At 72.0% G+C, this 16,019-nt stretch carries 17 protein-coding genes; 9 read left to right on the top strand and 8 right to left on the bottom strand.

Annotated elements, in window-relative coordinates; genetic code table 11:
* Positions 1–8: 8 nt before the first annotated feature.
* On the bottom strand, positions 9–764 hold the full coding sequence (locus ACQEUU_RS01780) for an A/G-specific adenine glycosylase (RefSeq protein WP_433071698.1): 756 nt from the start codon (positions 762–764) through the stop codon (positions 9–11).
* A gap of 196 nt (positions 765–960) precedes the next feature.
* On the opposite strand from ACQEUU_RS01780, the gene ACQEUU_RS01775 reads away from it, so the two are divergent.
* The gene (locus ACQEUU_RS01775; RefSeq protein ID WP_433059339.1) at positions 961–1,635 is read left to right on the top strand and encodes a hypothetical protein; all 675 of its coding nucleotides are present in this window, start codon (positions 961–963) and stop codon (positions 1,633–1,635) included.
* Positions 1,636–1,700: 65 nt separating this feature from the next.
* Here ACQEUU_RS01775 and disA read toward each other — a convergent pair whose 3' ends face one another.
* Complete coding sequence (disA, locus tag ACQEUU_RS01770) at positions 1,701–2,783, bottom strand: DNA integrity scanning diadenylate cyclase DisA (protein WP_433059336.1); 1,083 nt, start codon at positions 2,781–2,783, stop codon at positions 1,701–1,703.
* Between the two features lie 149 nt (positions 2,784–2,932).
* Complete coding sequence (locus ACQEUU_RS01765) at positions 2,933–3,319, bottom strand: winged helix-turn-helix transcriptional regulator (RefSeq protein ID WP_433059333.1); 387 nt, start codon at positions 3,317–3,319, stop codon at positions 2,933–2,935.
* A gap of 95 nt (positions 3,320–3,414) precedes the next feature.
* On the opposite strand from ACQEUU_RS01765, the gene ACQEUU_RS01760 reads away from it, so the two are divergent.
* A complete protein-coding gene (locus tag ACQEUU_RS01760) occupies positions 3,415–4,305 on the top strand; it encodes an NAD(P)H-binding protein (protein ID WP_433059330.1) in 891 nt (296 codons plus the stop codon).
* A gap of 44 nt (positions 4,306–4,349) precedes the next feature.
* Here ACQEUU_RS01760 and radA read toward each other — a convergent pair whose 3' ends face one another.
* Genes radA through ACQEUU_RS01740 form a run of 4 tightly spaced genes read right to left on the bottom strand, consistent with a single transcriptional unit; the run spans position 4,350 to position 7,222 of the window.
* Positions 4,350–5,756 (bottom strand): DNA repair protein RadA, encoded by a 1,407-nt coding sequence (gene radA / locus ACQEUU_RS01755; RefSeq protein ID WP_433059327.1) that lies wholly within the window; start codon positions 5,754–5,756, stop codon positions 4,350–4,352.
* Positions 5,757–5,804: 48 nt separating this feature from the next.
* Complete coding sequence (gene trxA, locus ACQEUU_RS01750; RefSeq protein ID WP_433059324.1) at positions 5,805–6,110, bottom strand: thioredoxin; 306 nt, start codon at positions 6,108–6,110, stop codon at positions 5,805–5,807.
* Complete coding sequence (locus tag ACQEUU_RS01745) at positions 6,107–6,481, bottom strand: MerR family transcriptional regulator (protein WP_433059322.1); 375 nt, start codon at positions 6,479–6,481, stop codon at positions 6,107–6,109. The genes trxA and ACQEUU_RS01745 overlap by 4 nt, the downstream gene beginning before the upstream one ends.
* A 42-nt stretch (positions 6,482–6,523) precedes the next feature.
* Positions 6,524–7,222, bottom strand: coding sequence for a class I SAM-dependent methyltransferase (locus tag ACQEUU_RS01740; RefSeq protein ID WP_433059319.1), 699 nt, complete (start codon positions 7,220–7,222; stop codon positions 6,524–6,526).
* Between the two features lie 56 nt (positions 7,223–7,278).
* Between ACQEUU_RS01740 and ACQEUU_RS01735 the strand changes: the two genes are divergently transcribed.
* From ACQEUU_RS01735 to ACQEUU_RS01705, 7 genes are all read left to right on the top strand, one after another.
* Entirely contained in the window at positions 7,279–8,088 is an 810-nt protein-coding gene (locus ACQEUU_RS01735) for a sugar phosphate isomerase/epimerase family protein (protein WP_433059316.1), read from the top strand.
* A complete protein-coding gene (locus ACQEUU_RS01730; RefSeq protein WP_433059313.1) occupies positions 8,085–8,861 on the top strand; it encodes a class I SAM-dependent methyltransferase in 777 nt (258 codons plus the stop codon). Before ACQEUU_RS01735 ends, ACQEUU_RS01730 begins: the two co-directional genes overlap by 4 nt.
* Before the next feature lie 4 nt (positions 8,862–8,865).
* The gene (locus ACQEUU_RS01725; protein WP_433059310.1) at positions 8,866–9,450 is read left to right on the top strand and encodes a TetR family transcriptional regulator; all 585 of its coding nucleotides are present in this window, start codon (positions 8,866–8,868) and stop codon (positions 9,448–9,450) included.
* Between the two features lie 138 nt (positions 9,451–9,588).
* On the top strand, positions 9,589–11,697 hold the full coding sequence (locus ACQEUU_RS01720) for a (Fe-S)-binding protein (RefSeq protein ID WP_433059307.1): 2,109 nt from the start codon (positions 9,589–9,591) through the stop codon (positions 11,695–11,697).
* 146 nt (positions 11,698–11,843) lie between these two features.
* Positions 11,844–12,641: a hypothetical protein gene (locus ACQEUU_RS01715; RefSeq protein WP_433059304.1), complete on the top strand. Its 798-nt coding sequence runs from the start codon at positions 11,844–11,846 to the stop codon at positions 12,639–12,641.
* On the top strand, positions 12,638–13,699 hold the full coding sequence (locus ACQEUU_RS01710; RefSeq protein ID WP_433059301.1) for a glycosyltransferase: 1,062 nt from the start codon (positions 12,638–12,640) through the stop codon (positions 13,697–13,699). The genes ACQEUU_RS01715 and ACQEUU_RS01710 overlap by 4 nt, the downstream gene beginning before the upstream one ends.
* Positions 13,700–13,728: 29 nt before the next feature.
* On the top strand, positions 13,729–14,010 hold the full coding sequence (locus ACQEUU_RS01705; RefSeq protein WP_049560737.1) for a metal-sensitive transcriptional regulator: 282 nt from the start codon (positions 13,729–13,731) through the stop codon (positions 14,008–14,010).
* A gap of 475 nt (positions 14,011–14,485) precedes the next feature.
* On the opposite strand, the gene ACQEUU_RS01700 is transcribed toward ACQEUU_RS01705, so the two are convergent.
* A complete protein-coding gene (locus ACQEUU_RS01700) occupies positions 14,486–16,000 on the bottom strand; it encodes a hypothetical protein (RefSeq protein WP_433059298.1) in 1,515 nt (504 codons plus the stop codon).
* Between the last annotated feature and the right edge of the window lie 19 nt (positions 16,001–16,019).

The following is a 16,019-nucleotide window of genomic DNA, read 5'->3' as shown; positions in this document are numbered from 1 at the left end:
GCCTGAGTTCAAGCAGGAAGGCCGTACGTGCCGTCTTCCAGGACTTCCGCCAGGCCGTCGGCGACGAGCCCGTCAAGGGCCCGCTCGCGCTGCACGACGTCGTCCCAGACCACGTCCAGCGCCGCCTTCGGCACCGGCCCGTGCGCGGCGCGCAGGACCGCGAGCAGCCGGCCCCGGCACTGGCGGTCGGTGCCCGCGTACGTCTGCCCCTTGCGGGCGGGACCCGCGTGCGCGGGCTTGCCGGCCAGCCGCCAGGCGCACACCCCCGCGATCGGGCAGCCCTCGCACCGGGGGGCGCGGGCGGTGCAGACGAGCGCCCCCAGCTCCATCACCGCCACCCCCCAGCGGGCGGCGCCCAGCTCGGGCAGGAGCGCCTCCGCGAGGCGGCGTTCGGCGGCGGAGGTGGCCGTCGGAGGATACTCCTCGGCCCGTACCGCCCGCGCGAAGACCCGTCGCACGTTGGTGTCCAGGATCGCGTGCCGGCCCCCGTACGCGAAGCTCGCGACCGCCGCGGCGGTGTACTCGCCGATCCCGGGCAGGGCGAGCAGGGTCGCGTGGTCGGCCGGGACCTCGCCGTCGTGCCGCTCGGTGATGGCCGTGGCGCAGGCGTGCAGGCGCAGCGCCCGGCGCGGGTAGCCGAGCCGCCCCCAGGCCCGCACCGCCTCGCCGGAGGGCTCCGCGGCCAGCGCCTTCGGGGTGGGCCAGCGCGTCATCCACTCGTGCCAGACGGGAAGGACCCGGGCCACCGGCGTCTGCTGCAGCATGATCTCGCTGACGAGCACTCCCCAGGGTGTCCGATCGGGAGCGCGCCAGGGGAGGTCCCGGGCGTTGTTTTCGTACCACTCCAGAACGGGAAGGTGTAGGAGGTTCGGCTCGATCACGCGGCCCAGCGTATGACGAGATGGCAAGGTCCGGCGTGTCGTCACGGCGCGTCATCTTCCCGTTACCCATCCTGGCCACATGGATCCGGAAACCATGCGTGGAGGGCCGGGACTCGGGGGCGACGTCTACTGGCGGCGGCGCATGAGCCTGCTCATCGCGGTGCTCGTCGTGGTGGCGGTGGTGGCGTGGGCCTGCTCCGGCTCCAGCGGCCCGGCCGAACGCTCAGACGCCAAGCCCACCCCCAGTCCGGCCCCGGTCACGGACCCCCTGCTCGCGGGGCTGCGTACGCTGACCACGGGAACGGCGAGCCCGTCACCCTCGCCCAGCCCGAGCAGAAGCCCCCGCCCCCGCCCCCGGCGCGCCGGCGAGCCCTGCCAGGAGGACGACCTGGTGCTCCACCTTCAGGGCAAACAGGAGATCTACGCGAGAGGCGCGCGCCCGCACTTCATCGTCACCGTGGTCAACACCGGGCCCGTGATGTGCAAGACCGACGTCGGACCGCGGGCGCTGGAGATCCGCATCACCTCGGGTGACGACCGCATCTGGTCCACCGCCGACTGCGTCAGCGGCTCCGGGACGGACACGCGCGAGCTGGAGCGCGGCGTGCCCTACGTCCGCTCCCTCGACTGGAACCGCCGCCGCTCCAGCGGCAACTGCCGTGCGGACCCGCCGCCCGCGCTTCCCGGCACGTACGTGGCGATGGCCCGCATGGGCGAGCACAAGAGCCCCAAGGGCGTCTTCCACCTGCGCTGAGCCGGGCCGGCCGGCTCCCGCGTCACCTTCCCGGCGTCGTCGGAGGACGGCGCGTCCCGCGGCGGTCAGACGTAGCGTTCGAGGATCGAGGACTCGGCGAGGCGGGAGAGCCCTTCCCTGACGCTGCGGGCGCGGGACTCGCCGACGCCGCCCACCGCCTGGAGGTCGTCGATGCTGGCCGCCAGGAGCTTCTGCAGGCTGCCGAAGTGGTCGACCAGGCGGTCGACCACCGTGGCGGGCAGGCGGGGCACCTTGGCCAGCAGGCGGAAGCCGCGCGGGCTGACCGGGCTGTCGAGCTTCTCGCCGTCGTCGTGGCCGAGCAGGCCGGCCACCACCGTCAGGTCGAGCAGCTCGTTGCCGGACAGCGCGTCGAGGTCGCGCAGGGCGTCGGACAGGCGGCGCTGACGGCGGCCCGACGGGGCCGGGAGGTAGTCGCGCACCACCAGCTCCCGCTCGGAGTCGACGCCGGAGACCAGCTCGTCGAGCTGCAGCGACAGGAGCCGGCCGTCGGTGCCGAGCTCGACCACGTACCCCTTGATCTCGTCGGAGATGCGTCGCACCATCTCCAGCCGCTGCGCCACCGCCGCCACGTCGCGCACGGTCACCAGGTCCTCGATCTCCAGCGCGGAGAGCGTGCCGGACACCTCGTCGAGGCGGTGCTTGTAGCGCTCAAGGGTGGCCAGGGCCTGGTTGGCCTTGGACATGATGGCGGCCGACTCCTCCAGCACGTAGCGGATGCCGTCGAGGTAGAGGGCGATGATCCGCATGGACTTGCTGATCGCGATGATCGGCAGGCCGGTCTCCTTGGCCACGCGCTGGGCGGTGCGGTGGCGGGTGCCGGACTCGTCGGTCGGGATGGTGGGGTCGGGGACGAGGTGGACGGCGGCGCGTACGATCTTGTCGTCGCCGCTGACCACGATCGCGCCGTCCATCTTGGCGAGCTCGCGCAGCCGGGTGGCGGAGAAGTCCACGTCGAGCTCGAAGCCGCCGCTGCAGAGCCGCTCGACGGTCTTGTTGTGGCCGAGCACGATCAGGCCGCCGGTCTGCCCGCGCAGGATCCGCTCGAGGCCGTCGCGCAGGGGTGTGCCCGGCGCCACCGCGGCGAGGGCTTCGCGACGGCGGTCGTCAAGACTCCGGTCGTTTGGCACCTGACCCCCGTGTCGAAATAGTCAAGCCCAGCTTAGCCGCGCCGTCTCAGTCTCTCCTCCGCCTTTGGCCGAGGCATGCGCCGTGGCGGAGTACGGCGAGAGTGGTCTGAACCGTACTGAAGCGGACGTCCCCTCGCGACCACAGGGCGTCACTTCGCGTCCCATCGCTCCCGGGCCGCTTCCATGGCCTCCTTGTGCTCCCTGGACCAGTCGGCCAGCCGCTCGACCGTCTCGGCCAGGCTCCGGCCGATCGGCGTCAGCCGGTACTCGACCTGCGGCGGGACGGTGGGGTACGCGGTCCGCTCGACCAGCCCGTCCCGGCACAGCCGCCTGGTCGTCAGGGTCAGCATCCGCTGCGAGATGCCGGGGATCGCCCGTTCCAGCTCCCTGAACCGCCGCACCCCCTTGGTCAGCTCCACCACCACCAGCACCGTCCACTTGTCGCCGAGACGGTCGAGCACGTCGCGGATGCCGCAGTCGTCGTCCCCGCACGGACCGAGGGCCTGGGGGGTTACGTCCGTGTTCGTGACTGACATGAGAATGCCTCCTTATGGCCGGCGGCCGGACGCCCCATGCTGGGCGCGTCGAACCCTTGTGTTCACCCGCGCTCATCAACGACAGGAGTGGTCTCATGATTCTCGTCACCGGCGTGTCGGGAAGACTCGGCGGCGCGATCCTCGCCGGACTGCGGGCCGTGGACGGGCCGGCGACGGCCGGGGCCGGCAGTTCCGGTGACGGCGGTTCCGGCGACGGCACGGCGGTGCGGCTCGCCGACTTCGACCGGCCGGAGACGCTGGAGCCGGCCTTCGCGGACGTGGACGTGCTGGTGTTCGTCTCGGCGGGCTACGCCGAGGACGACGTCGTCCTGGCCCGTCACGGCGCCGTGGTGCGGGCGGCCGCCGCCGCCGGCGTCCGGCACGTGATCTACACCAGCCTGGCCGGGTCGGGGGACCGGCTGACGATCGCGCTCGCGCACCGCTGGACCGAGGCGCGGCTGGCCGAGGCGCCCTTCGACGTCACGGTCCTGCGCAACGGCCTGTACGCCGAGATCCCGGCCGGGCTCGCGGCCGCCGGGGCCGCCGCGGCGGCGGCGAGCGGGGTGTTCACCGCGCCGCTCGGCGACGGACGGCTGTCGGCCGTGGCACGCGACGACCTGGCGGCGGTGGCCGTGCGCGTGGCGGCCGAGGCTCACGCGGACCTGACGTCGGGGGCGCCGCGGCGGCACGCGGGCCGCACGTACGAGCTGGAGGGCGTGGAGGCGGTCGGCGGGCGGGAGCTCGCCGAGGCGCTGGCCGAGACGCTCGGCCGGCCCGTCGAGTACCGGCCGGCGCCGCTGGGCGCGACGCGGGCCGCGCTGGCCGGGCTGGAGCCGTATCAGGCGGGGCACACGATGTCGACGTTCTCCAACATCGGCGCGGGGCTGCTGGAGGGCCGTGGCGGCGACCTGAGGGCGTTCGTGGACCGGCCGCGGCCGGTGCGCGACCTCGTCAGGGCGGAGGTCGCCTCGGCCCTGGCAGGCTAGTGCCGGAGGGAAGGCCCGGCCGGGGGACGGCGCCGGCCGCGGTCTCAGGTGACGTGGGTGAGGGCGTCCCAGACGTTCTCGGCCTCGACGACCTCGAAGCCGGGGGCGAAGGCGACCGGGCCGACCGGGACGAGGGAGCGCTGGCCGCCGGCCTTGCGCCTGCCCTCGTCGAGGGAGCCGAGCGGGACGAGGCCGCGCTTGAAGCCGAGACGGGCCGCTTCGGTGAGGCGGCGGCGGACGTCCTTGACCGGGCGGAGCTCGCCCGCGAGACCGACCTCGCCGAGCGCGACCAGGCCGGCCGGCAGCGGCTTGTCGCCCGCGGCGCTGGCGACGGCGAGCATGACGGCCAGGTCGACGGCCGGGTCGCCGAGCTTGATGCCGCCGACGGTGGCGGTGAAGACGTCGCAGCCGCCCAGCCGGGCGTTGAGCCGGCGCTCCAGCACGGCCAGGACCATCTGGACGCGGTAGGTGTCGAGGCCGGAGGAGGTGCGCCGGGGCTGCTGGGCCTCGGTGCGCGCCACCAGGGCCTGGACCTCGGCGGGCAGCGGGCGGGTGCCCTCGACCGTGACCGTCACGCAGGTGCCGGGGACCGGGTCGGTGCGGCGGGAGACGAACAGGCCGCTGGGGTCGGTGATGCCCTCGATGCCGCGCTCGTGCAGGTCGAAGCAGCCGACCTCGTCGGTGGGGCCGAACCTGTTCTTGATCGCTCGTACCATGCGGAGCCGGGAGTGGCGGTCGCCCTCGAAGTTGAGCACCACGTCGACGAGGTGTTCGAGGGTGCGCGGGCCGGCGATGGAGCCCTCCTTGGTGACGTGGCCGACCAGGACGGTCGACAGGTCGCGCTCCTTGGCCAGGCGCACGAGGTTGGCCGCGACCTCGCGGACCTGGGTGACGCCGCCGGGGACGCCGGTCGCCTGGGCGGAGCCGACGGTCTGCACCGAGTCGACCACGAGCAGGCGCGGCTGGATCTTCTCCACGTGGGCGATCAGGGCCGACAGCTCGGTCTCGGCGGCGAGGTAGAGCCGGTCGCGGACGGCGTCGATGCGGTCGGCGCGGAGCCGGACCTGGGCCGCCGACTCCTCGCCGGTGACGTAGAGGACGGTCTCGCGCTCGGCCATGCGGGCGGCGGCCTCCAGCAGCAGCGTCGACTTGCCGATGCCGGGCTCGCCGGCCAGCAGCACGACCGCGCCCGGCACCAGGCCGCCGCCGAGGACCCGGTCGAGCTCGCCGACGCCGGTGGTGCGGGCGGCGGCGATCTCGGCCTTGACCTGGCCGATCGGCAGCGCCGGGGCGGTGGTGGCGCCGGCCTGGACGACATGGGCGCCGGCCCGGCCGCCCTCCGCGTCGACGGTGCCCCACGCCTGGCACTCGCCGCACCGGCCCACCCACTTGGAGGTGCGCCAGCCGCACTCGGCGCAGCGGTATCCGGGCTTCTGGGCAGTCTTGGCCATGGCGAGCAGGCTAGCGGTCGCGACCGACATCCGGCTGACCCGCAGAGACTACGTCAGGCCCAGCTCGCGGACGAGCACGCGCTTGGGCCGGGCGCCGACGACCTGCCTGACCGGCTGCCCGTTCTCGAACAGCAGCAGTGTGGGCAGGCTCATGACGCCGTATCGGGCCTGGATCTCGGGGTGCTGGTCGGTGTCGAGCTTGCCGATGGTCAGCCCCAGCTCGGCCTCGATCTCCTCCAGTACGGGGGCGACCATCTTGCAGGGCGGGCACCATTCGGCCCAGAAGTCCACCAGCACCGGCTCCTGGGCGGCGAGCACCCGCTCCTCGAAGTTGTCCGCGGTGAGCGTGATCATCTCTCTCCTCTGAAGAAGCAGTCTTCGCACGAGTCGGCGAGCTGCGCGGCGACCTCCGCGCGGCGGGCGAGCAGCAGCCGCACCTCGTCGTCGATCTCGGCGAGCTTGCGCTGGTAGACGGCCACCGACTCGGGGCAGGACCCGCCGCTGTCGTGACCGGAACGCAGGCAGTCGACGAACGGCCGGGTGTCCTCCAGCGTGAACCCCACCGACAGCAGCGCGCGGATCTCCGACACCAGCCGGACGTCCTCCTCCGCGTAGAGGCGGTAGCCGTTGGCGCCCCGGCGGGCGCTGAGCAGCCCGTGCTGCTCGTAGTAGCGGAGGGAACGGGTGCTCACCCCGGTCCGCCGGGCCAGCTCTCCGATGCGCATGAGGCCACGGTAGACATTGACACCGGCGTCAAGGTCAAGCCCTCAGAAGAAGCGCCAGCGCAGCACGTTCGGGTAGGCCAGCTCCAGCCCCGACGTCTCGGCGATGGCCTGCTCGGCCACCTCGGGGGCGAACTCGATGCGCAGCACCGCCTCCAGGTCGCCCCGCCGCTCGAACACCATGCGCAGGTCGAGAGGGCGCCGCAGCCACCCCTGGCGATCCCAGAACGCCTCCACCTGCGGCGCGGAGTAGGACGGGACCGTGCGCCGGAACCACTCGCCGAACGCGCCACGGGAGGCGTCGAGGTCGAGCACGAAGGCCGCGCCGCCGCGCCGCACCACCCGCGACAGCTCGCGCAGGCCCGGCTCGCAGCCCGGCCCGAAGAAGTACGCCCAGCGCGCGATGGCGACGTCGACCGAGGCGTCGGGCAGCGGCAGGTCCTGGGCGGCCGCCTCGCGCACCTCGACGGACGGGAGCGCGGCGCACCGGCGCCGGGCGGCGGCGGCCAGGCCCCGGTGCGGCTCCACGCCGATCACCCGCGCCGCCTCGGAGGCGTAGCCGGGCAGGTGGTACCCGGTGCCGCAGCCGATGTCGAGCACGGTCGCGCCACGCCACGGCCGCAGCTCGCGCATCGCCGCGCCGGCGGTGTCGCCGGGGTCGACGGCGCGGTTCTCCAGCTCGTACACGTGGGGGGTGTGCCAGATGTTGGGGCTCGGAATAGCGCCACGGACCGTCCTGGGCATGCGACAACCGTACGTGGTGGCGCGCCGGCACGGGACATCCGGCTTAGGCTGGCAACGTGGCTGATGTCATCCGCGTGCCCAATGCGAAGATCGCATTGTCCACCGCTTCGGTATATCCGGAACGCACGCCCGATGCGTTCGAGCTGGCGGCCCGCCTGGGCTACGACGGCGTTGAGATCATGGTCGGCGCCGACCCGGTGAGCCAGGACATCGACGTGATCGAGCGGCTCTCCGACCACTACGAGGTTCCCGTCCTCGCCATCCACGCGCCCTGCCTGCTCGTCACGCAGCGGGTGTGGGGGCGCGACCCGTGGGCCAAGCTCGTCCGCGCCCAGAAGGCGGCCGAGCGGCTCGGCGCTTCCACGGTCGTCGTGCACCCGCCGTTCCGATGGCAGCGCGACTACGCCCGCGACTTCGAGACCGGTCTGGCCCGCATGCGCGACGAGACCGACGTGGTCTTCGCGGTCGAGAACATGTTCCCGCTGCGGGCCAGGGGCAACGACGTGGTGCCGTACTCACCCGACTGGAACCCGATCGACTACGACTTCCCGCACGTCACGCTCGACCTGTCGCACACCGCCGTGTCGGGCTCCGACGCCATGGAGATGGCCACCAAGCTCGGTGACCGGCTGGCCCATCTCCACCTGGCCGACGGCAGCGGCGTGACCAACAAGGACGAGCACCTGGTGCCCGGCCGGGGCAGCCAGCCGTGCGCGCCGATGCTGGAGCGGCTGGCCCGCAACGGCTACGACGGCCTGGTCGTCCTGGAGATCAACACCCGCAAGGCGGCCAGCCGTTCGGAGCGCATCGACGACCTGGCCGAGGCGCTGGCCTTCGCCCGGCTCTACCTGGCGGCCTCGCGATGACCCACGAGCACCTGCGCGCGGGGCCGAGCCGCGAGCTCGGCCTGGCGTTCGAGCGGGTGGCCGACGCCTACGACGCGGGCCGGCCCGGCTACCCGGACGAGCTCTACCACGCGCTGGCGGAGGTCTCCGGGGTGCCGCTCGACGGTGCGACGGCGGTCGACGTGGGGGCCGGCACCGGGAAGCTCGCGCACGCCCTGCGCGCCCGCGGCGCCCGGGTCGTCGCGGTCGACCCGGGCGCGGAGATGCTCGCCAGGCTGCGGGCCAAGGGCGCGGCGGGGGTGGCCGCGGTGCGGGCCGACGGCAACGCGCTGCCGCTGGCCGGGCGCTGCGCCGATCTGGTGACGTACGGCCAGTCCTGGCACTGGCTCGACCCGGTGGCCTCGATCGAGGAGGCCAGGCGGGTGCTGCGGCCGGGCGGGGCCATCGCCGCCTGCTGGAACTTCGCGCACGCGGCCCAGGCCGAGTGGCTGGCCGCCCACGAGGAGCGGCTGGCCGGGGCGTGCCCCACCTACTGGGGGCCGGCCAGGGCGGAGTGGTCGGCGCCGCCGATCGCGGCCGCGTTCGAGGTGGTGGGGGAGCGCTGGATGCCGTGGACCCGCCTGGTCGGGATCGAGGAGTTCCTGCTCGGCCTGCGTTCTCACTCGTACATGGCGGCGATGCCGGAGGCCGAGGCCGACGCGCTGGTGGAGCGGCAGCGGGCGGAGCTGGTCAAGGAGTTCCCCGGTGGCGTGATGTCGGTGCCGATGCGCGTCTACCTGGCCGTGGGCCGGTGAGGGCGTGAGCACCATCAAGCGGCGTCCCGGGCGGCGTCCAGGCTCCGCCGACACGCGCGGGGAGATCCTCGCGGCGGCGCGGAAGGTCTTCGCCGAGAAGGGCTTCGACAAGGCCACGGTGCGCGGCATCGCCAGGGAGGCGCAGGTCGACCCGGCGCTGGTGCACCACTACTTCGCCACCAAGGAGGGCATGTTCGCGGCGGCCATGCAACTGCCGCTGTCGCCCGACCGGGTGCAGGCGGTGCTGCTCGACGGTCCGCGGGAGGAGATCGGCAGGCGGCTGGTCACGATGGTGCTCGCGGTGACCCAGGAGCCGGAGACCCGCGAGCCGCTGGTGGCGCTGATCCGCTCGGCGATGACCCACGAGCAGGCGCGGGTGATGTTCCAGGAGTTCATGACGAACGCGCTGCTCTACAGGGTGGCCGACCAGCTCGGCGTCCCTCATCTGCGGGTCGAGGCCGCGTTCGCGCAGATGTTCGGCGTGGTCATGGCGCGGCACGTGCTCCGGCTGGAGCCCATCGCGAGCGCCGGGCCGGAGGAGCTGGTGGAGCTGATAGCGCCGACGATTCAGCGCTATCTCACAGTGTAGAGCATTGTTCTGTAACAGCTCCGCGCCCTAAGGTGAACACGGTTACCCTCTGGAAGTTACTCATAGGTAGGATCCCGGGGGGGCCAGGTCAGCGCGGTCACCGTACGCTGGCAAGCCAACGTCGTTGTGGGAGGACCCGTGCTCTGGGTAGCCATCATCGGGCTCGTGATGACCGTCGTGGCGGTGGCCGTGGCGGGCCGCAGGGCTCTGTTCCTGTTCAAGCTCGCCACGGTGGGCCCGCCGGCTCCTGAGCGGATCGAGTACGCCAAGGCCAACGCCGGCGCCGAGGCCAAGGCGCAGCTGGTGGAGGTGTTCGGCCAGAAGAAGCTGCTGAAGTGGACGCCGTCCGGCGTGGCGCACTTCTTCGTCATGTGGGCGTTCTTCATCCTGCTGACCGTCTACATCGAGGCGTACGGCGCGATCATCCAGGGCGCCATCACCGGCAGGCCGAACTTCCACATCCCGCTCATCGGGCAGTGGCCGGTGCTCGGGTTCCTGCAGGACTTCATCGCCGTCGCCTGCCTGCTCGGCCTGGTCGCCTTCGCGGCCATCCGGCTGAAGAACTCGCCGAAGACGCTCGGCCGCAAGTCCCGCTTCTCCGGGTCCCACCTGGGCGGCGCGTGGCTCGTCCTGTTCATGATCTTCAACATCATCTGGACGCTCTTCCTGGCCAGGGGCGCGGCGGCGGCCAACGGCAACCTGCCCTACTCCTCGGGCGCGTTCGTGTCGATCCCGCTCGGCGAGGCGCTGCCGGCCAGCCACCTGCTGGAGGAGATCGCGCTTCTCCTGCACATCGGCTTCATGCTGGTGTTCCTGATCATCGTGGTGCACTCCAAGCACCTGCACATCTTCACCGCCCCGCTGAACGTGCTGTTCTCGCGCCGGCCCGACGGCATGGGCGCGGTGCCCGAGATGCGGGTCGACGGCAAGCCGGTCGACTTCGAGGACGAGGACCTCGACCCCGAGCGGCTGGGCCGGGGCAAGATCGGCGACACCACGTGGAAGGGCTTCCTCGACTTCTACTCCTGCACCGAGTGCGGCCGCTGCCAGTCGCAGTGCCCGGCGTGGAACACCGACAAGCCGCTGTCGCCCAAGATGCTCATCCTCGACCAGCGCGACCACGCCTTCGCCGTCGCCCCCTACCTGATGGCCGCGCAGAACGGCGGCGCCGAGCACAAGGACACCGACGTGCTCGCGCTGCTGGAGAAGCCCCTGGTCGGCGAGGAGGGCGTGATCCACCCCGACGTGCTCTGGTCGTGCACCAACTGCGGCGCCTGCGTCGAGCAGTGCCCGGTCGACATCGAGCACATCGACCACATCATCGACATGCGCCGCTACCAGGTGATGGTCGAGTCGTCGTTCCCGTCCGAGGCGGGGGTGATGGTCAAGAACCTGGAGAACAAGGCCAACCCGTGGGGCATGTCGGAGATGAAGCGGGCCGACTGGATCGCCGAGCTCGATTTCGAGGTCGAGCTGGTCGACGAGAAGATGCCCGAGGACGCCGAGTACCTCTTCTGGGTCGGCTGCGCCGGCGCGCTGGAGGACCGGGCCAAGAAGACCACCAAGGCGGTCGCGGAGCTGCTGCACATCGCCGGGGTGAAGTTCGCGGTGCTCGGCCCGATGGAGGCCTGCACCGGTGACCCGGCCCGCCGCCTGGGCATGGAGTACCTGTTCAACATGCTCGCCCAGCAGAACATCGAGACGCTGAACGAGGCGGGCGTCAAGAAGATCGTCGCCACCTGCCCCCACTGCTTCAACACGCTGGCCAACGAGTACCCGCAGCTCGGCGGCACCTACGAGGTGATCCACCACACCCAGCTGCTGGCCAAGCTGGTCGACGAGGGCAAGCTGACCCCGATCACGCCGATCGAGGAGAAGATCACCTATCACGACCCGTGCTTCCTGGGCCGCCACAACAAGGTCTACTCCCAGCCCCGCGACATCATGTCCAAGGTGCCGGGCGTGCAGACCCAGGAGATGCACCGCCACAAGGACCGCGGCTTCTGCTGCGGCGCGGGCGGCGCCCGCATGTGGATGGAGGAGCGGATCGGCAAGCGGATCAACACCGAGCGGGTGGACGAGGCGCTGACCACGAACCCCGACACCGTTTCCACCGCCTGCCCGTTCTGCATGGTCATGCTCGGCGACGCGATCAACGAGAAGAAGAACTCCGGAGAGGCCAAGGAGTCGCTCGAAGTCGTGGACGTCGCGCAACTCCTGATCAAATCCGTGAAGACCTCCGCCTGACCTTTGAAGTGAAACTCCTCCACACTCCCGTGTGGAGGAGTTTCGCCGGTCAAGAGGGGTGATCACGGTAAATCTGGCATCCACATAACGGGAAAATCACGGTAACCTCAACGTCGCATGGCTCTATTCGACGGGGAGGGGGGCTCGTGACAGCTGTCGTCGTGACAGACGCCGAAGTCACCCTTGCCGACGTCCTCGCCCTGCGACTGGCCATGGAGGAGCCGTTGCCCGGCGGCACCGAGCTGGTGCTGCGCCACCGCACCAGCGGCGTCGAGCGCGAGGTGACCCTGGGCACGCCCGGCGCCATGACCCGCGAGGCCACCGTCGCCGTGTCGTTGGCCCCGCTGCTGCTCACCGCCGGGCGCTGGGACGCTTACCTGCGCCACCAGGGCAGGCGCAGCCGGCTGCGCAGCATCGACCCCGGCTTCTCGCTCGACCACCTCGACGCGTACGCGCTCTGCAAGCGCACGCTGGCCTACCGGTCCTACCGCACCCGCAACGGCTACCTCGCGCTGAAGATCGACGACGCGGCGCCCGTGGCGGAGGTGCGCGCCGTCTGGTTCAGGGAGGGCCGCTTCGAGGTGACCGGCCTGCTCGCCTTCACGGGCCTGGAGGACGACGAGTCCCGCCACGAGGCCACGCTGGCGCTGCACCGCAGGCAGACGGGCATGCGGGTGTCGGCCACCGCCACCGTCCAGGGCGTGCGCTTCCACGCCGCGGTCTCGCTGGTCGACGTGCTCGCCGCCGACCCCGAGGCGTCGGGCACGTGGGAGCCGTCGCTGGAGGTGGACGGCGTCGGCGAGCCGCTGCGGCTGGGCGGCTGGCTCGACGACGTCGACGGCAAACGGCGCCGCCTGCAGTACCCTTCGGCCCGGATCGACGGCGTGCCCATCAGGCCCTCCTACACGGCCGACGACGAGCTGCGCATCGAGGTGGGCGGGTGAAGGTCAGCTTCCTGCTCTCCTCCGCCTACGCCATGCGAGGGGACGTCCGCTCCATGCTCAACCTCGCCGGCGCTCTGGCCCAGCGCCACGAGGTCGAGGTGATCAGCCTCAGGAGGCAGAAGGAGAAGCCGTTCTTCCCGGTCGCCGCGGGCGTGGACATGCGCTCGGTGGTCGACGCCAGGCCCGGGGTCAGACGGCTGTTCCCGCAGGGCCAGGTGCGGACCGAGGTGGCGCTCTGGCGGGTGCTGCGCTCGCTCAGGAGCGACGTCCTCGTCACCACCAGGCCGGGGCTGAGCGTCCAGGCCGCCCGGCACGCCCCCCGCGAGACGCTGCGCATCGCCCGCGAGTGGGGCAGGCCGGCGGTCCCCGGCCCGGTCAGGAAGCTCTACCCGCGCCTCGACGCGGTCGTGGCGGCCACCGAGTCGGCCCGTGAGGAGTGGAGCCATCTGCTCGACTCCGGGCCGCCCGTGCACGCCATCCCCGACGCGCTGCCGGGCTCGCTGTGGCCGCGCTCCCGGATGGACAACCGCATCGTGGCGGCGGGCGGCCGCTGGGTGGCCGCCAAGTCGTACGACAGGCTGATCCGCGCCTTCGCCGTGGTCTGCGCCGAGCGGCCCGACTGGCGGCTCAGGCTGTACGGCAGCGGCCCGGAGGAGCGGCGGCTGCGGACGCTGGTGGACGAGCTGGGCCTGCACAACCATGTCTACTTCATGGGCACGACGCCCGACCTGACCGGCGAGTTCGCCAAGGCGTCCATCGTGGCCAACACCTCCCACACCGCCGACCTGGGCATGACCGTGCTGGAGGCGATGGGCTGCGGGGTGCCCGTGGTGGCGTTCGAGGGCCCTCATGGACCCGCCGAGCTGGTGGCCACCGGCTACAACGGCGTGCTGGTGCCCGGCTCCGACGAGCAGGCGTTCGCCGCGGCCATGCTGGCGCTCATCGGCGACGAGCGCAGGCGGCGCTCGCTGGCCGCGGGGGCGCTCGACACCGCCATCCGCCACGCGGCCGACGAGGTGGGCGAGCAGTGGGAGAAGCTGTTCGCGGGACTCCGCTGAGTGATACCGGTAGCGGGTACCTTAGAGGCATGCATGGGTACAGCGGAGACAAGCAGGCCTATCTGACCCGGCTCAGGCGGATCGAAGGGCAGATCAGGGGCCTGCAGCGCATGGTCGACGACGACGCCTACTGCATCGACGTCCTCACCCAGGTCTCCGCGGCCACGCGGGCGCTGCAGGCGGTGGCGCTGGGGCTCCTGGAGGAGCACATCTCCCACTGCGTCGCCGACGCCATCGCCACCGGCGGCCCGGAGGCCGACGCGAAGGTCAAGGAGGCCTCGGCCGCCATCGCGCGGCTCGTCCGCTCGTAGGCGGACACCCCCCAGGAGGACTAGTCATCGTGAGCCACCCCTGACATGACATGTCCCGGACCCCTTGAGGAGTCCGGGACGAGGTCATGTGATCGTCTTCAGTGACTGACCGAAGTCCGCAATCCGAGCGCGTCGTCGAGCTCGTCCAAGGTAAGCCGCCGCTCGCTGACAGCGACGGCGGTGAGCACCTCGGCGTAAAGCGCGATCTCGTCCAACGCGACACGGTCGTGGACCCGGGAGTCCAAGGTTTCGTGCCCCACCGCGTCGTCCTTCCCTTCCGCAGCCCACACCCTCTTCGAGGTTACGGTGCGAGCTCTTCCGGCGACATGGCCCATCGGAGTCATTCCTTTCGTCGCCGATGAGGCCCCAAGCGGATCATTTCCGCAGGTGGAGATCACAATTCAGCTAAATAGATGTGATCTTAAGTGATGGAACGATATAGGCGGCGTTAGAGTGAAATAGCGGCATTACTGGTTTAGCAGTGACTGCCGGGGTCGTCACGTTCGCTGATGAGGCGGCGCACCAGCGCCGCCGACCCCGCGAAGCCCCGCTCCGGCACCCGCGCGCCGGACACGCGATGCCAGGCCAGCCCCACCGCGTACGCCGCCCCGAGCACCGCCGCCGTGCTGTCGCGGTCGGGCGGCATCAGGCCCGTCCCCGCTTCCTCGCGCACGTGCGTGAACCCGCCGCGCCGGTCGAGCGGGGTGATTCCCGGCAGCCTGAGCCGCCGTCTCGCGGCGCCGTCCGACGTCGTGCCCGGAATGTGACCTGAATCCGACGTGCCGGGCTCCGGAATGCCGCCCGTGCGCGTATCGGGCCCTCCCCGCGGCCCGGTAAAGGAACCGGTATGGGGGTATTGGCCGGAATGCACCGGCGAGGGCCGGATCGGAAAACCGTCAGGCTCGGTGGGCTCGGCCGCCGACGTGCTCGTCAGCCCTGCCCGCACCAGCTCCTCGTACGCGTGACGGAGCCGGTGGTCGAGCCGGGGCGGCAGCGACCCCTTGGAGTCGGACAGGTCGGCGAGGTAGGCGGCGGCGGCCCGGGGCGGATCGGGCGTGTAGGCCAGCGCCTCGACGAGCTCGTAGACCGCGTGCGCCAGGTCCGCCTCCGGGTCGGTCTCCGCCATCACGGCTCTGGCCAGCCGGGGCGGGCAGCGGCGCAGCCAGGCCCGGCGCAGCGACTGGTCGCCGCGCCCGGCCGCCTCGTCGTCCAGGCCCGGCCGCTTGAGCGCGGGCTCCACCATCGTGAGCAGCGCCAGCGCCCGCGGCCTGAACCGGGTGTCGGACAGCAGCAGGTGCGCGGTGTCGGCGATCAGCGCGGTCAGGCGCAGCGAGACGCGCTCATGGCCGGCGCGGTGCCGCTCGGCCACGAGCTTGACCAGGTCCGACAGCCGCGGCGCGGGCAGCCAGCGCACCCACTCGTCGCCCGGCAGTGGCCGGCGCAGGAACTCGCCGAACATGGTGATCAGCCGCTCGTTGCCGTCGAAGGCGGGCGCGTAGGCGCACCACATGATCGTCCCCCAGATCGCGGCGACCGTGCTCGGCACGTCGGCGGCGAAGACGTCGTCGAAGGCCGAGAGGGGATGGTCGGCCTCGCTCCTGCGACAGTTGGCCCGCAGCAGGTCGCTGATGTGCGCGCAGAGCCGCGGCGGCACGTCGGGGCCGACGAACGCCTGGGTGGAGCCCGGCTCGGCGGCGAAGTCCGGGCCGCACGGGATCACCGACCGGGGCAGCGCCGCAGGGGAGTGGCCCACCTGCCGGACGCGGACGCGCCGGGGCGGCGGCGCCAGATGCCAGTGGCCGTCGGCCGGGTCGAGCAGGTGCCAGCGCGCGTGCGCGCCGAACAGCCACCTGTCGCCGTCGCGGGTCACCAGCGTCCTGGCCGCGACGGCGTGCGCGCGGGCGTCGTGGGGCAGCTCCCGCCAGCGCGGGTCATGGACCATCGCGTGGATCTCCGCTTCGGCGGCGGTGAACGCATTCCAGGGGCCCACGGCGGCCATCGTAATCGCC

The organism is Nonomuraea sp. CA-218870 (genome assembly GCF_050936535.1).
Classification (GTDB): domain Bacteria; phylum Actinomycetota; class Actinomycetes; order Streptosporangiales; family Streptosporangiaceae; genus Nonomuraea; species Nonomuraea corallina.
This window is presented reverse-complemented; position numbering and strand designations above follow the sequence as displayed.

What these genes read in the sequence shown, in the direction of transcription:
- ACQEUU_RS01780 (WP_433071698.1), bottom strand. Translation starts at nt 764, where the DNA reads ATGCTGCAGCAGACGCCGGTGGCCCGGGTCCTTCCCGTCTGGCACGAG.
- ACQEUU_RS01775 (WP_433059339.1), top strand. Translation starts at nt 961, where the DNA reads ATGGATCCGGAAACCATGCGTGGAGGGCCGGGACTCGGGGGCGACGTC.
- ACQEUU_RS01765 (WP_433059333.1), bottom strand. Translation starts at nt 3,319, where the DNA reads ATGTCAGTCACGAACACGGACGTAACCCCCCAGGCCCTCGGTCCGTGC.
- ACQEUU_RS01760 (WP_433059330.1), top strand. Translation starts at nt 3,415, where the DNA reads ATGATTCTCGTCACCGGCGTGTCGGGAAGACTCGGCGGCGCGATCCTC.
- radA (WP_433059327.1), bottom strand. Translation starts at nt 5,756, where the DNA reads ATGGCCAAGACTGCCCAGAAGCCCGGATACCGCTGCGCCGAGTGCGGC.
- trxA (WP_433059324.1), bottom strand. Translation starts at nt 6,110, where the DNA reads ATGATCACGCTCACCGCGGACAACTTCGAGGAGCGGGTGCTCGCCGCC.
- ACQEUU_RS01745 (WP_433059322.1), bottom strand. Translation starts at nt 6,481, where the DNA reads ATGCGCATCGGAGAGCTGGCCCGGCGGACCGGGGTGAGCACCCGTTCC.
- ACQEUU_RS01740 (WP_433059319.1), bottom strand. Translation starts at nt 7,222, where the DNA reads ATGCCCAGGACGGTCCGTGGCGCTATTCCGAGCCCCAACATCTGGCAC.
- ACQEUU_RS01730 (WP_433059313.1), top strand. Translation starts at nt 8,085, where the DNA reads ATGACCCACGAGCACCTGCGCGCGGGGCCGAGCCGCGAGCTCGGCCTG.
- ACQEUU_RS01705 (WP_049560737.1), top strand. Translation starts at nt 13,729, where the DNA reads ATGCATGGGTACAGCGGAGACAAGCAGGCCTATCTGACCCGGCTCAGG.